Below are 15,170 nucleotides of genomic sequence, written 5' to 3'. Positions count from 1 at the left end.
TACCACCCCACACTTTTTTGGTGTGGGGTTTTCTAATACACAGGTGCTGTTTTTCTTAGGTCAAAAGCATCAAAAATAAGGCAAACAAGTGCGGATTACTAACAGTAATCCGCACTTTGCTAGTTCAACTCAATTACTTTTTATCCTTGTTTTTTACAGCATGCACGAAACGCAGCCCTCAACCTCGGTACCTTCGAGTGCCACCTGACGCAAACGGATATAGTACAAGGTTTTTACTCCCTTACGCCAAGCATAGATTTGGGCACGGTTGATATCACGAGTGGTCACAGTGTCCTTAAAGAACAAGGTGAGTGACAAGCCCTGATCGATATATTTAGTAGCTACTGCATAGGTATCAATAACTGCTTCATACCCAATTTCATAGGCATCCTTGAAATACTCCAAATTGGAGTTATCCATATGTGGTGCCGGGTAATACACACGGCCAATCTTGCCTTCTTTACGAATCTCGATACGAGAAGCAATCGGATGAATAGAAGAAGTAGAATTATTGATATACGAAATCGAACCAGTCGGTGGCACAGCCTGCAAGTAGCGGTTATAGAGACCGTACTTCATAACATCAGCCTTTAACTCAGCCCAATCTTGCGCACTAGGGGCATAGATCGTACTAGCAGCAAAAATATCCTTTACTTTCTGAGTTACCGGAGCAAACTCAGCCGGGTCAAAACGATCAAAGTATGCACCACTGGCATACTCGGAGGTTTCAAATCCAACAAAGGCAGTACCGCGTTCGCGAGCAAGCTTATTCGAAGCTCGCAAGCACTGATACAAAACGGCCGCGAAATACGCATTAGTAAAGTCCAAGCCTTCTTCAGAACCGTAATGAATACGTTCCCGGCCTAGATAACCATGCAGATTCATCTGGCCAAGGCCAATAGCATGAGCATCCTGATTGCCTTTAAGAATAGAAGGCACAGATTTAATCGATGTTTGCTCACTCACTGCGGTCAAACCACGGATAGCTGTTTCAATGGTTTGAGCAAAATCCTCAGAATCCATTGTCATGGCAATATTCAAGGAACCCAGGTTACAAGAAATATCTTCTCCAACCTCAGCATAGGTAAGGTCGTCGTTAAGCACACTTGGGGTGTTTACCTGCAAAATTTCCGAACATAGGTTACTCATATTAACCCGACCAGCGATAGGGTTAGCCTTATTAACCGTGTCTTCGAACATAATGTACGGGTAGCCCGATTCAAATTGAATCTCAGCTAGAGTCTGGAAAAACTCACGCGCATTGATCTTCTTTTTGCGAATGCGTGGATCTTCTAGCATTTCCTCATAATGCTCAGTCACCGAAATATCTGCAAAGCATTTACCATAGACCCGCTCAACGTCATACGGACTAAACAGATACATATCATCATTGCGCTTAGCCAGCTCAAAGGTGATATCCGGGATAACAACGCCCAAAGACAAGGTCTTAATGCGAATTTTTTCGTCCGCATTCTCACGCTTAGTATCCAAGAAGTTCAAAATATCTGGGTGGTGTGCATTCAAATACACCGCACCGGCACCCTGACGAGCTCCAAGCTGATTGGCATAAGAGAAGGAATCTTCTAATAGCTTCATCACGGGGATAACGCCAGAAGATTGATTCTCAATATGCTTGATTGGTGCCCCAGCTTCCCGCAAGTTAGACAAGAGCAATGCCACACCGCCACCGCGCTTGGATAATTGTAAAGCGGAGTTGATCGAACGACCGATGGACTCCATATTATCTTCGATGCGCAGCAGGAAGCAGGAAACAGGTTCCCCACGCTGTGCTTTACCAGAGTTTAAGAAAGTCGGGGTTGCTGGTTGAAAACGCCCAGTCATGATCTCAGTAACGAGATGTTGTGCCAATTGCTTATCGCCACCAGCAAGCGTTAACGCAACCATACACACACGATCTTCAAACCGCTCTAGATAGCGGCGTCCGTCGAAAGTTTTGAGCGTGTATGAGGTGTAGTACTTATACGCCCCCAAGAAGGTCTGGAATCGGAACTTATGCGCATAAGCCTGCTTAAACAATTCTTTGATAAAGGCGAAATCATACTGGCCTAGAATCTCTGGATCGTAGTAGCGATTTTCCACCAGATACTCAATTTTTTCCTCCAAGTCATGGAAGAAAACGGTGTTTTGGTTGACATGCTGCAAAAAGTATTGATTTGCAGCTTCTCGGTCTTTGTCAAACTGAATATTTCCCTGCTCATCATAAAGATTAAGCAAAGCATTCAGAGCATGATAGTCCAGCTGTTCTTCACGCGATGCTGGTTCTGCCACAGTTTTTCCCAAATTAGGAGTCACAATCAACCCTTATATGTATGCGGTATTTGATAAAAGAAAATGAAATTATTCTCTCGGCTAGGCATCTGCCAATACCGAAAAAGTTTTTACTGATATGTTTTATGCACTCGCTAGGTTATCTAGCCTCAGCCCAAGTTCTTGGGCATTTTCAATGATCCCAGCTCGCACAATAGCGACGTCTTCATCCGTACCCAATAGTTCATAACGGTAGACATAAGGCACTTTGCATTTGCTAGAAATTACCTCACCAGCTTTACCAAAGTCAGTTCCAAAATTAGAATTTCCGCCAGCAATCACAGCCCGAATCAAACCCCGATTATGCTCATTGTTTAAAAACTTAATAACTGGTGCAGGAACTGGGCGAGTATTTTGATGGCTTATCGACGCACCACCACCATATGTTGGACACACCAATACATAAGGCTCATCAACGACTAATGGATCATCGTTTTTTCTTAGTGGAATGCGTTTGCTCGGGAAACCCAGTTTCTCAACAAATCGCTTCGTATTCTCCGTAGCAGAAGAGAAATATACGACGAGCATGAACTGCTCACCTTCTTTCACATAGCGGTTGTTATCGATATTGGGCTGGTTTTAGGTCACAGACGGTTAAGGCATCTTCACTAGCCAAAGCTGTCTTAATTCTTTGAAAAAGAGGAGCACACACACCCAATAACGTTCGTCGGCGGCGCTGGCTTGTACCAGAGAATAAAACAAGGCTAAAAGCTACTAATCCCGCGCAAGTGCTCTATGAACTTGGATTAAAAAATCATACATAACGGCAGTGGAATAAAGAGGTGATATAACATAAGCCCTCCCAATAAACTGGTAGGGCTTATAAGAATTACACGTTACGCAACCTGTGCCGCAAGGCTATTAATACGTTCTGGACGGAAACCAGACCAGTGCTCACCATCTACCTCTACTACTGGCGCTTGTAGATACCCCAACGCCATAACATAATCACGTGCTTCATCGTCAATACTGATATCAACGGAAGTGTAATCAAGACCAGCCCGATCTAGTGCTTTCTTGGTTGCATTGCACTGTACGCAGGCTGGCTTTGTGTAAAGAGTGATCGACATGGTGGCTTCTTTTCCTATTTCCGGTGATCGTATGTTCAAAGGAATCCAATGACTGACCCCAACACTTTGATGGTGGTCTTCATCGGTGGCTACATTTTCGGTAAATGCTTCGCTGCATTTTCCCTGCGTAACGACTGAAATAAACACTATACTTTGTGCCAAATTTACGCAACCAGCACAACATATAGTAGTTACATCATTGAAACTCCAGCAGAAATGATACCCCTCCCCCAACATGTTGCGGCGGCAGGAAAATCTAAATTACCTCAGCGTAAGACAGCGTCTACATTTGCCCAGCATTGTCATATTTGCGTTATCAAATCGTTACCTTCGGCTCAGGAAAGGCTCACATACCCTTACCGGCCACCGATTGACATCACCAAGAACTAAAACACTCCCCCTAACAAAGAAACGCCAAAGTACTTATCAACTACCCACTAAAGCAATCCGCGTAGCACCTTCATAGTGATATGAGAGTGAAAACGCTCAATCTCTGGATCCTTTTGCAGTGTTTGCGACATCCACTGCTCATAAGCACCAATATCTTTTACCGCCACACGAAGCAGATAATCTGGCTGAGAAAACATGCGGCGAAACTCAATCACTTCCGGCATAGCCAAAATGCGTTCTTCAAAAGCAAGAGTTTCTTCACTCTTATTGCTATTCAAATTAACCAACACAATTGCCTCAAAGCCTTGATCAATTGCCCCTGGAGAGATTTCTGCCCGATAGCCTTGAATAACCCCTAGTTCTTCTAGGTTACGAACTCGGCGCAAACATGGTGCCGGAGTAAGACCAACCTCCTGCGCAAGATCTTGGTTGCTCATTCGCCCGTTTTTAGTAAGTTGCGCAATAATTGCTAAATCGACAGCATCCATTCCTTTATCATTGCCCAACTTTATTAAAAACTGTTATTTCCGGATAAAGTACGACAATTCTATAGCCATCCTTAACCGTTATAGACTGTCCCACCAGCCATAACGAACTAATGTAGAATTCACATCACCGTACATCGTGGGAAATATTCGCTATTATGTAGCGCCCACTATTTCAATTAATGTTTCATTTTTTGTTGTCGGAATCAGCTACGGCATGCTTATTGCTGCCAGACTACCTTCATGGATAACTTCTATCATGACCACTTTTGCTGGCAGTCTCGATTTTGTATGCATTGGGCTTATTCTGGCAGACACACCACTATCATCAATAACGTTCACTACCCTCATCATAAAAATTCTCGGCATGCCTTTTATTTCACTAGCTAAGATATATGCCATTTTTAGGCTTTACGACGAATCCTATGTGACTGCTACCGCCACACCAAAGAAAAAAATTAACATACCACCGGCATTATTACCGCAATCGGGTCTCACTTATGGCATAGAGTGGCTAATTAAAATACAAAAAGAGTGCAGTTAGCTAAATTTAGCTAACTGCACTCTCTTTAGTTAAGTATTCGTGGGAATTAACCCTGACGAGCCTTAAAACGTGGCTCTTTCTTATTGATCACGTAGACCTTACCGCGACGGCGCACAACCTGAGCGCCCGACTTGTTCTTCAGCGACCGAAGGGATTTACGAACCTTCATTGGGCGCTCCTTTCTTCATTGGGAAAGCCAGTTGAGCTTCACAGTTTAAATATTTACTAGCGGCTACCACAGGCAAAGCGACACCACGGCACCAGCTAGGACACGAAGATTTATCCTATTACATGTTAACTCAATAACCAAACCCACTGTCTTCTTTGCTCAATCACCATATGAACTCTAGACAACCTAAAATAGCCATTATGAACAGCAGCCCACAATTCATTAATGATCAACAGCAAAAAATTATCGATGCTATTTATGCCCAACCTACTATCGACCCAAAAGAAGAAATTAATCGGCGAGTAAATTTTTTAGCTGATTATTTGCGCCACACTAACACAAATGGCTTTGTGCTGGGCATTTCTGGCGGTCAGGATTCCACCCTTGGTGGCCGATTGGCGCAATTGGCCGTCGAAAAGCTACGTGTAGAAGGAAAAAAAGCCGAATTTTGGGCACTACGACTTCCCTATGGAGTGCAAGCTGATGAGGATGACGCTCAGCGTGCTTTGGATTTTATCCAGCCAGATCACCAACTAACAATCAATATCAAAGAAGCTACTGATGCCATCGAAGCTGCTACAGCTACAGCTTTAGGACAGAAAAATCTAGGCGATTTTAATAAGGGTAATATCAAAGCTCGTCAACGCATGATTGTGCACTATGCCCTTGCCGGCGAAAAAGGTCTATTAGTTATTGGCACCGATCATGCGGCAGAAAATATCACTGGCTTTTTCACAAAATTCGGCGATGGTGGAGCCGATATTCTACCGCTTTTTGGCCTAAGCAAACGTCAAGGTGCAGCTTTATTACAGCATCTTGGTGCGCCTAAGAGCACTTGGGAAAAAGTACCCACTGCTGATTTAGAAGAAGATCGGCCAGCGCTGCCAGACGAAGTAGCCTTGGGCGTAACTTACCAAGAAATCGATGATTATATTGAAGCCGCCGCTGCTATCAGTGGTACCAGCCGGCAGCGCTTAGAATCGCTCTATCAACGCAGTGAGCATAAACGTCACCTGCCAGTGACTCCATTTGATACCTGGTGGAAAAGCTAACCCTAGGATCTAAAACGCAAACCACCATCAGCATCAATTAATGCCGTATAACTAGGATCAGCGTATTCCCACTGTGCAATTAGTTCACTAAGGGATTCGCTGATTTCCTCTGGGTTAAGACCAAGTTCTTTATCCTTATTAATCTTGTTGGCTACCGCGCGTAAACCATGTTCGCTACTATCGACAATCCACGCCCAAGCAAGATCAGCAGTATTCACAAATTTGGTTGTGCGCTTATCCGGTTTTTTAGCATCGTCAAGAGTACTCAAAGCATGACGATATTCCTCAAAGGCTCGAATATCAGGCAGAACCAGCTCTGATTGGATCAAACGGATAAAAGCGGTGGTCATAACTAACGATTCTATCAAGGTATGCATATGATATTGAGCTTTATACCTTAAATACCGGATGCACTCAATGATTATTACTGTGACCAGGAAAGACTCAGATTTTCATCAGTATGACATACAACTGCTTGTTAACGGACATAGTCCAAAAACCAACCAGTGCGTAGTACGGTCTAAAACACACTAGCTAAGCACAAAGGCATAAATAAACAACGAAATTACTCGTTTAAAAAGCATAATAAGTTAGATAGCCCACCACAATAGTAAACACCGCCACAATAATAGCGTGAATACGCCAATTTAATTCCATGGCTGCAACAAACTCACGAAGAAACGCCGATGGTACATAATACAAAGCAGTAGGCGCACCATACACATCCCACGATAAACCAAGCTGGCGAACAATAGCCGCTGCACGCAGTGCATGATAATTACTAGTAGCAACAGCAACTTTTGTGTCAGACGGCAACACGTCAGCAAGCTTTGAGTCACTAAAAAGTAAGTTTTCCCTCGTGGTTGTGGACTTATCCTCAACCACTATACGAAACTCCCCAGGGGCTTTTTCGTGAACATAACGCCGCATTGCTTCTGCTTCTGGAATTGGCTCATCGACTCCTTGGCCACCGGAGCAAACAAAATATTGCGCCTGATTTTTACGTGCAATAGCTAATCCACGATCAAGGCGCGAAGCCAAAAGCGGGGTAACCCTTTCCTCACGGATCCCACTTCCTAAAACAACAACGCCCTGATAACCATTTGTCTTTGGCCATCGACTATGAATTAGAGCTTGAAGCAAATAAGCAGCGAGGTTAAAGCCAACATAAGCAACCAAAGAAATGTACCAAAAGGTAACCGGGATCAGATATCTGATAGCGGCATATTCATTGCCGTAATACACACCAATAAAGGCTAGGAAATACATAAATAAGGCGGCTATCCCTAAGAAAAACGGAAGACAGTGCGCTAAAGAAATGCCTTCCCGTTTTATTAAAAAGTAGCCATTAACAAACAAAGCTAAGGTTGCACCTAGCACAAACACGAGGACAGCCATCACGAGCCCGAAGCCTACGATAACTCCTATTGTCGTATTTATCTGATAGAAAAAATTACCTACAGCTAGCCACAGAAAAAATAACCCACCTAAGAGAATTATCCCTGAATGCTGTCGACGATAATCCCTCACGATTCTATAGATCGACCAAGAGAATAAAATAAGCCCCAGAATAAGATATAAAAAATCAAAAGTATTCCCGTTCACGGGCACTATTGTAACGTCTCGATTATTTAGTTCATCATTACCTAAATAAAACGTCTTTACCCGTTTATTAGGACGTATAAAGGTTATTTTTTAAATAGGAGCACTTCCAATAAGAAATACCGCTTCACATGGCTAATTTTATAATCAGATGAGTTCAGGTAGAGAAGCTTCGTCAGAAAAAATTCTGTTTCTATCCATCTGCCCCAGGCCAAGCATTTGGTGGCAAACTTATTCGATAAATATCTAAATAAAATAACCTAAATCTTATCGACGATTGTGAAATATCCACATACTATAAATATGAAAATACCCCCTACCTTTATGTTTGATAGAGGGTTAACCTGTGGAGCTAACGGGACTCGAACCCGTGACCCCCACACTGCCAGTGTGGTGCGCTACCAGCTGCGCCATAGCCCCGAATAATTACGATACTAAATTAATTTATCTGCGTATCGCACGTGAACAAATATAACTCTTCTCTATCCTTTGTTGCAAAGCACGTGGTCACAAACGATTAACGGATCAATTTTCTTATGGTGACTCTGTGTTAGCTACGTGCCCAACTATTTAGCACCAGCCTATCTAACCCAATAGATAAAAACAGACGCTAATAAGAATGATCGCAGATACACCAGAAAAATAAAGAAGAGTCCGCTTTTTACTCTCCCAGTATTAACAAGTGCAGAAAAAATTCACGACTTAAAAAGAGAACGCTAAATACTCCTATCCACGCAAACCAGGGGATTTCTGGATTAAATGGAAGCATTATTGCAGTGCCGCCAAAGCATCCAGCGCACAATAACCATGTTTTCGTTTCGAATTTTTATCCACACCACACCTTCGTTTCCCATAAGCACGAATTTGTAATAACCATAGTGTCCCACCACATCCTTACCAGAGGATTTACTGATTCACTTCTGGTTACTTCCTACTAAAACACTAACTCCTTTATTTTTCTTAAAAGTTTTTACCATGTTCGTTATCAACTGCTTACAACCTGCTCATCAATAGCTAAAAATCATCAAACAAGTTTTGAAATAACAAAAGACCACCACCAAAAATCTGGTGGCGGTCTGTTACGTGTCTATTAAATATCTACGCAAGTAAAGAATTATTGACTACGGATATTACGCACCGGTTGCCTGGGAAACCCAACCAGCAAGGTTAGAGGTTACCTCGGTGCCATCAATAAATACGCGTGGTGAAGAAACTCGTTCACCGATCTCAGTGAGGTAGTCGGAGTTTGCCGAAGCAACAGAAGGAAACTCCCGCATCTTATCGCCGCTAGCGATGGAGTCACGAATATCTTCTGAGGCACCCATCTGGATAGCAGCAGAGGCAAATTTCTCGTTATCCCACTGACCGTAGATCTCATTTTGCTCACCCATGAACAACTTACGGGTGTTCCAATATGCACTCGCATCGCCCGATTCTGCAACAGCCATGGCAGCGCCACCGGCCTTGGTAGAGTTACCTTCTTCATTGCCGCGATCAAGGAAGTTAAGTCCATAAATCTTTGCAATGATTTTGCCGTCTTCTAGTGCTTGCTTCATTTCTGCGCTAGTGGCTTCTTCTAGATCGGCACAGTGCGAACAAGAGTAATCTTCGAAGATTTCTACCACAGGAGTATCAGAAGTAGTAGAGCTAGCAGCAAGGACAACTGCATTATCTTGGGTGCTGATATTAAAAGAAACAGTTTCTTTTTCCCGATCAGCATACTTATTTTCCTGTGCCTGCCGGCCATTGACGACGATAAACGCCACCACAGCAGCGATAACAACAGTCAAAGCGACCATAGCCCATAAGAAACCATTAGATTTCTGGTTGGGATTGACAACCTTTTTGTTACTCATAAAAGTAAATTACCTCAATTAATATGGTGGAAATCAATAGCGACGAATATTTTAGCGGTTAAGCGTGAATTGCCCATTTTTTAAAGGGGCGATACGCAGTCCACATGCTTAAGAAAATATAGAGTACATCCCGAGCAATGGTTTTAGCATAATTCATTCCCACCTCAGCTTGATCAATATTTTCCACACCAAAACAGCCACAATCAATATTTAGGCCACGCGCCCAAGCCTGGGTGATACCGACAATGAATAAGGCAAGCACGATAGTAGATAAAATTCCAGAGAACCGAAGGAAAATACCTACCAATAATAAAATGCCACCAGCAATTTCTAATGGTGCAATGAGCTCAGCAATATAACCTGCCCATTTTTCGCTGAAAATATCATAGCCTTCTACCGACTGTTGGTTTGCAAGACGCTCCCCAAGCTTGGAAAAGCCGGCTTTCAACCAGATATAGGCCATATAGAATCGAGCAATAAAACTGATACCATCTAAAATTAGCGTTTTATCTAGTCTTAGCCCGCTACGCTGTGGCAATTCATTTATTCTAGTCACGTTGACAACCTTCATTCAGTACAGAGCGCATCAGAAAATATATTTCTGATGCGCTCTTACCCTATCGCCAAGTGATAAATCTATAAAATTTAATTGACTATCACTTTCTTAATAAATTCGCAGCTAGGAGTCTAAAACATCGCTCACCAGCGCTTGCGCGGCCTGCTGTACTTGTTCAAGGTGATCTTTACCACGGAAAGATTCTGCATAAATCTTATACTTATCTTCGGTACCGGATGGGCGTGCAGCAAACCATGCTGATTCAGTAGTCACTTTAAGCCCGCCAATCTTGGCACCATTGCCTGGTGCTTCGGTGAGCTTAGCGGTAATTGTCTCGCCAGCTAGCTCGGTAGCTGTAACTTGTTCTGGCGAAAGTGCTTTAAGAAGTGCCTTTTGTTCTCGGTTGGCCTCCGCATCGGTGCGTGCATATGCTGGTGCCCCATATTCAGCGGCTAGCTCAGCATAGCGTTGCGACGGAGTCTTTCCGGTAACAGCTGTAATCTCAGCAGCTAAAAGATCAAGAATAATACCGTCTTTATCGGTAGACCATACGCTACCGTCGTGACGCAAGAAGGAGGCACCGGCTGATTCTTCACCACCAAAACCAACTGAGCCGTCGATAAGCCCTGGTACGAACCATTTAAAGCCAACTGGTACTTCAATAAGTCGTCGGCCAAGGTTAGCTACTACGCGGTCAATCATTGAGGAGCTCACCAAGGTTTTTCCCACAACAGTATCTGCTGCCCAACCTGGTCGATGAGCAAAGAGGTATTCAATAGCTACTGCTAAATAATGATTAGGATTCATAAGCCCAGCATCTGGGGTAACAATGCCGTGGCGATCTGCATCTGCATCATTGCCAGTAGCGATGTCATATTTACTGCGGTTATGCACCAATGAGGCCATTGAATTTGCTGAAGAGCAATCCATGCGAATTTTGCCATCGGTATCAAGAGTCATAAACCGCCAAGTAGCGTCCACTAATGGGTTAACTACTTCCAAATTAAGCTTATGTGCCTCGGCAATGGCTGCCCAATAGTCTACTGAGGCCCCACCCATAGGATCAGCGCCAATAGATAACCCGGAGTTACGAATAGCCTCAATGTTGACGACATTAGGCAAATCAGCAACATAGGTGTCGAGGAAATTATACTTGTGTGCCCTAGGGTCAATAACACTAGCAACACTAGTGCGTTTCACTTCAGCTAGACCCCCACGTAAGAGATCGTTAGCTCGCTGAGCAATCCAATCCGTAGCATCCGTATCTGCTGGCCCACCATTAGGTGGATTGTATTTAAAACCACCATCGCGAGGTGGGTTATGCGATGGGGTAATAACAATACCGTCGGCACGCTTAGGATCAGTTCCAGTAACTCCACCAGGAAGTTGTGCATTATGAGATAAAATCGCATGGGAAATAGCTGGTGTAGGAGTATATCTACCACGGTCATCAACCAGAACGGTTATATCGTTGGCAAAAAGAACTTCCAGTGCCGAGATCATTGCTGGCTCGCTCAAAGCATGCGGATCACGGCCAATATAAATTGGACCACCAATATTATTAGCCCGTCGATAATCAACAATGGCCTGGGTAGTTGCCAAAATATGGTTCTCATTGAAGGCGGTATCCAAAGAGCTGCCCCGATGCCCAGAGGTACCAAAAGCAACTTGTTGATCGGGATCGCTTACATCAGGTTGACGCGTGTAGTAGGCAGTAACTAGCTCAGCAATATCAATAAGATCGCTAGGTTGTGCAAGTTGCCCTGCTCGGGGATGGCTCATGGATGGCTCCTTAGAAAGTTTTAGCTGCACATCTTTGTCCCATTGTGCTCTTTTCCTCCTAGCTTTGCAGTACTTGTCAGCTGAATCACCACATACACTAGGCTTACTATTCGTGGTTCCACTTTTTCTTATCGGCCTAGGCGCAGGTTGTGGTGCCCTAATACGCTACGCGATAGAACTGACAGTCACCGGTATATGGGTTCTATTTATTATCAATATCAGTGGCTCATTCCTGATGGGAATAGCACAGAAAAAATCTGTTCACCCTGCTTTAACCACCGGATTTTTAGGCGGTTTTACTAGTTACTCTACTTTTTTAGTTTATGCCAGCACCGATTTTTCTTACTGCATAATCACCATTATCAGCTGTGTCAGCGCTTGGTGGATAGGCCAACGATGCTCACGATAATATTAGTTTTTCTTGGCGGCATGGCTGGTGGCTTACTCAGACATGCCCTTAGCCATATCCTTGGTGGATATTGGGGCACTTTTATTGCTAATACTCTGGCCTGTTTTCTTATTGGTCTCGGGTTAACACCAGCTATGTCTATTGGTGTTGCCGGTGCTTTATCTACCTGGTCTACTTTAGCTAAAGAGCTTGGCATGCTTATCGACGCTCGTCGTTACGCTCTTTTTTCTGGTTACTTGCTACTAACGCTTACTGCGGGGTTACTAGCTTTACACACTGCCCACGTAGTTATTTCATAAGAAAAAGGAGACCGGATAACCCTGTCCCCTTTTTCTACTAGATTGTTTTAGCTCTTAATCTGCGATCGCATCTAACGGTGGTGTTTTGGCAGCACGTTGTGCAGGCGCTAGCGCAGCAATCACGCCTACTAATGCAGCTGCAATAAGCATCCAGATCAAGCTTGTCCATGGAATAATTATTTGGCTAATGCCCTGGCTGGACAGGACTTTAAGAAACGCGGTTCCTAAACCTAAACCAGCGATAATACCTACTAATGCGCCGTAGATAGCGATTTGCACACTTTCAATAGTGATCATGGTTCTAATCTGACGACGATGCATACCGACTGCACGCAACATACCAATTTCTTGTCGACGTTCAATCACATTTAACGCCAAAGTATTGATAATGCCGATCACCGCAATAATGATGCTTAACGCTAAAAGCGCATACAAGATGTACATCATTTGATTAATTGTTTCAACCTGCTGACCAGCATATTCTTCGGCCGTATTCAACTGGAGGATGAGATAATCTTTGATCGTGGCTTCTAAACGATCATGCATCTGCTGGGCATCCACACTGTGATCGGTGGTAACCAGAATCAGATTACTTTTAGCCGTATCGTAATAAGTAGTATCTACAAGAGTTCCAGCACTAATCTGGAATTGACCAAGTAATTGGCTATCACCATAGGTACCAATAAGTTCTACCAGTGCCAATTGTTCGCCTTGAGCCCCTAGAACCGGATAGCTCTGTCCAAGCTGCCAACCTTGCTTTTCTGCAACCTGCTTATTGGCAATAAAAACATTAGGGCGAGAAAGATCCAAGCTACCAGTTATCTCTGATGCATGAAGTACATCTCCAGCGTTGCCATCAATAATTGAACTAAATCCACCTGCACCCGGCACAGTCATAAGGTAATAACCATCGATACTAACCGGTACGGCAGAAATCACCGCAGCCTGTTCTACGCCTTCGGTATCTCTAATCGCCGTTATTGCTTCCTTTGGTACTGGGAACTGACCGTCACGAGGTGGGGTAACAATATAGTCTGCGGATATTTCGGTTTCTACCAGGTCACTAATTTCTGCACGCATCGACGCAGCAAGCAAACCAATCGCGGTTACTAGCATCACGCCCAAAGTCAACGCAAAGGCAGTAGCTGCGGTTCGACGCGGATTGCGTCGTGAATTTGTCGCTGCCAGTTGGCCAACGGTTTTAAAAGGCAAACCGATAACACGGCCAATTCCGCCAACAATCGGAATACTTAAGGCTGGGGAAGCAAAGAAAATACCAATGATCACCAAAAGTGCACCCATACCTACCGCACTTGCTCGCACCGACGTTGACCATTCTGCAATAACTGCTAACACAATGATGCCTGCGCCTAGGACAATACCTACTGTGCCAATAATGGTGCGTACCAATAACGACGATTCTGAAGATTGCTCGGTTGAGCGCATTGCTTCGACCGGATGCACAGAACCAGCCCGGTATGCCGGTGCCCAGGCGCTTATAAGGGTCACAATAGTGCCGAGAAGTAGTGGGATAAGTACGCTAACTGGGGTAAGCCCTAAACCAGCGTCGTTAAGCGGCATTCCGAAGTTGGCCATGACGGATTGGATGATTTGTACTAGGCCTATCCCAGCCAAAACGCCCAATAAGGAGCCAATAATACCGACAACAATTGCTTCCCACACTACTGAAGTAGTTAATTGCCGACTCGAAACACCCACCGCTCGTAAAAGTGCAAACTCACGAATCCGCTGCGCGACAATCATAGAGAAAGTGTTAGCGATAATAAATGTGCCGACCAGTAAAGCAATCAGGCCAAAAGCTATCAGGAAGTAATTAACAAAACTTAGTGCCGAAGAAACCTGATCGGAAAGTTCATCAGCCAAACTTTGTCCCGATTGAATCTGTAGGTCTGGATATTCTTGCTGCAGATAATTCACGAGTTCGTCATCGGTAACTCCCTCGGCAGCGCGTACAACCAAGCTACTAATTCGGTTCGGATCACCGAATTCTTCTAGATATGCCTGCTCAGTCATCCGAAAATTCAATGATGCCGCAGATGCTGCGCTCTGTTCTTTTATTTGAGGTGCATAGAAACCAGTAACCATAAGCTCATGCTGAGCATCACTAGTTACCGCCACAATGGTATCGCCAATGCTAATGCCATAGCGCTGGGCACCATCTTGACCTATCACAACCTCAGAACTAGCTGTTGGTGCAGTGCCTTGGGTGATCTCCAACCCACCGGTAACCGTTTTCTCACCATAAAAAATAGAAACAATAGAACTACCCGCACCAGTCTGAAACGGCTTACGTTCTGTATTAGCAGCAACAATGGTAGTTTGCTGATTAATATTAATTGTCGAGATTTTAGAATCGGAACGAAGCTTTTCGACGTTTTCTGGAGTGATTGCTTCCAAACCGTTTTCGCCCTGTGGGCTAATAACCGCAGAAACCCCATCAAAAGCCGTTGAAACTGCTGAATCAAAAACTTTATTCAGCGAAGCGGTAAACATGAAGGAACCAGAAACAAATGCGGTACCCAGCACTACTGCTAGAACAGTCAACAGTAGACGCACTTTATGCGCCATAATAGAACGCAGACTTAGCCGCAGCATAGGAGATTGTGC

15 protein-coding genes and 1 tRNA gene are annotated in these 15,170 nt (G+C 44.1%); 4 read left to right on the top strand and 12 right to left on the bottom strand.

The features are described from left to right. Positions 1-153: 153 nt before the first annotated feature. The 4 genes from nrdE to UL82_RS02955 form a co-directional block, all read right to left on the bottom strand. Entirely contained in the window at positions 154-2,313 is a 2,160-nt protein-coding gene (gene nrdE, locus UL82_RS02970) for a class 1b ribonucleoside-diphosphate reductase subunit alpha (RefSeq protein ID WP_046438950.1), read from the bottom strand. Positions 2,314-2,412: 99 nt separating this feature from the next. Further along, positions 2,413-2,856: a class Ib ribonucleoside-diphosphate reductase assembly flavoprotein NrdI gene (nrdI, locus tag UL82_RS02965; protein WP_046438949.1), complete on the bottom strand. Its 444-nt coding sequence runs from the start codon at positions 2,854-2,856 to the stop codon at positions 2,413-2,415. Between the two features lie 308 nt (positions 2,857-3,164). Beyond that, complete coding sequence (nrdH, locus tag UL82_RS02960) at positions 3,165-3,398, bottom strand: glutaredoxin-like protein NrdH (RefSeq protein WP_046441125.1); 234 nt, start codon at positions 3,396-3,398, stop codon at positions 3,165-3,167. Positions 3,399-3,835: 437 nt separating this feature from the next. Beyond that, a complete protein-coding gene (locus tag UL82_RS02955) occupies positions 3,836-4,276 on the bottom strand; it encodes an Lrp/AsnC family transcriptional regulator (RefSeq protein WP_046438948.1) in 441 nt (146 codons plus the stop codon). Positions 4,277-4,412: 136 nt separating this feature from the next. Between UL82_RS02955 and UL82_RS02950 the strand changes: the two genes are divergently transcribed. Next, the gene (locus tag UL82_RS02950) at positions 4,413-4,817 is read left to right on the top strand and encodes an AzlC family ABC transporter permease (RefSeq protein WP_126316783.1); all 405 of its coding nucleotides are present in this window, start codon (positions 4,413-4,415) and stop codon (positions 4,815-4,817) included. A 46-nt stretch (positions 4,818-4,863) separates the two neighbouring features. Here UL82_RS02950 and ykgO read toward each other — a convergent pair whose 3' ends face one another. Next, positions 4,864-4,986, bottom strand: coding sequence for a type B 50S ribosomal protein L36 (ykgO, locus tag UL82_RS02945; protein ID WP_046438946.1), 123 nt, complete (start codon positions 4,984-4,986; stop codon positions 4,864-4,866). 200 nt (positions 4,987-5,186) lie between these two features. Between ykgO and nadE the strand changes: the two genes are divergently transcribed. Further along, a complete protein-coding gene (gene nadE, locus UL82_RS02940; RefSeq protein WP_046438945.1) occupies positions 5,187-6,038 on the top strand; it encodes an ammonia-dependent NAD(+) synthetase in 852 nt (283 codons plus the stop codon). Positions 6,039-6,040: 2 nt separating this feature from the next. Here the strand turns inward: nadE and UL82_RS02935 are convergent, their stop codons facing one another. The 6 genes from UL82_RS02935 to pgm all read right to left on the bottom strand — a co-directional run bounded on the left by UL82_RS02935 (position 6,041) and on the right by pgm (position 11,834). Continuing rightward, entirely contained in the window at positions 6,041-6,388 is a 348-nt protein-coding gene (locus tag UL82_RS02935; protein WP_126316782.1) for a hypothetical protein, read from the bottom strand. A gap of 223 nt (positions 6,389-6,611) precedes the next feature. Next, on the bottom strand, positions 6,612-7,436 hold the full coding sequence (locus UL82_RS02930; RefSeq protein WP_232009547.1) for a YdcF family protein: 825 nt from the start codon (positions 7,434-7,436) through the stop codon (positions 6,612-6,614). Positions 7,437-7,987: 551 nt separating this feature from the next. Then, a tRNA-Ala gene (locus UL82_RS02925) sits at positions 7,988-8,060 on the bottom strand. Between the two features lie 710 nt (positions 8,061-8,770). Further along, on the bottom strand, positions 8,771-9,496 hold the full coding sequence (locus UL82_RS02920; protein WP_046438943.1) for a thioredoxin domain-containing protein: 726 nt from the start codon (positions 9,494-9,496) through the stop codon (positions 8,771-8,773). Between the two features lie 58 nt (positions 9,497-9,554). Then, on the bottom strand, positions 9,555-10,067 hold the full coding sequence (locus UL82_RS02915; RefSeq protein WP_046438942.1) for a DoxX family protein: 513 nt from the start codon (positions 10,065-10,067) through the stop codon (positions 9,555-9,557). Between the two features lie 108 nt (positions 10,068-10,175). Next, positions 10,176-11,834: a phosphoglucomutase (alpha-D-glucose-1,6-bisphosphate-dependent) gene (gene pgm / locus UL82_RS02910; RefSeq protein ID WP_046438941.1), complete on the bottom strand. Its 1,659-nt coding sequence runs from the start codon at positions 11,832-11,834 to the stop codon at positions 10,176-10,178. On the opposite strand from pgm, the gene UL82_RS11620 reads away from it, so the two are divergent. Both UL82_RS11620 and UL82_RS02905 read left to right on the top strand, forming a co-directional pair. Continuing rightward, the gene (locus UL82_RS11620; RefSeq protein ID WP_083966395.1) at positions 11,833-12,243 is read left to right on the top strand and encodes a CrcB family protein; all 411 of its coding nucleotides are present in this window, start codon (positions 11,833-11,835) and stop codon (positions 12,241-12,243) included. The two genes, pgm and UL82_RS11620, sit on opposite strands and share 2 nt — an antisense overlap. Continuing rightward, complete coding sequence (locus UL82_RS02905; RefSeq protein WP_046438940.1) at positions 12,231-12,542, top strand: fluoride efflux transporter FluC; 312 nt, start codon at positions 12,231-12,233, stop codon at positions 12,540-12,542. Before UL82_RS11620 ends, UL82_RS02905 begins: the two co-directional genes overlap by 13 nt. 54 nt (positions 12,543-12,596) lie before the next feature. On the opposite strand, the gene UL82_RS02900 is transcribed toward UL82_RS02905, so the two are convergent. Beyond that, positions 12,597-15,158, bottom strand: a complete 2,562-nt coding sequence (locus UL82_RS02900) for an ABC transporter permease (protein WP_046441121.1) — start codon at positions 15,156-15,158, stop codon at positions 12,597-12,599. Positions 15,159-15,170 lie beyond the last annotated feature (12 nt).

Origin of the sequence: Corynebacterium kutscheri (assembly GCF_000980835.1) — a bacterium.
In the GTDB taxonomy this organism is placed as follows: domain Bacteria; phylum Actinomycetota; class Actinomycetes; order Mycobacteriales; family Mycobacteriaceae; genus Corynebacterium; species Corynebacterium kutscheri.
The sequence above is the reverse complement of the archived record's forward strand: the minus strand, read 5'-3'. Positions and strand labels throughout refer to the sequence as shown.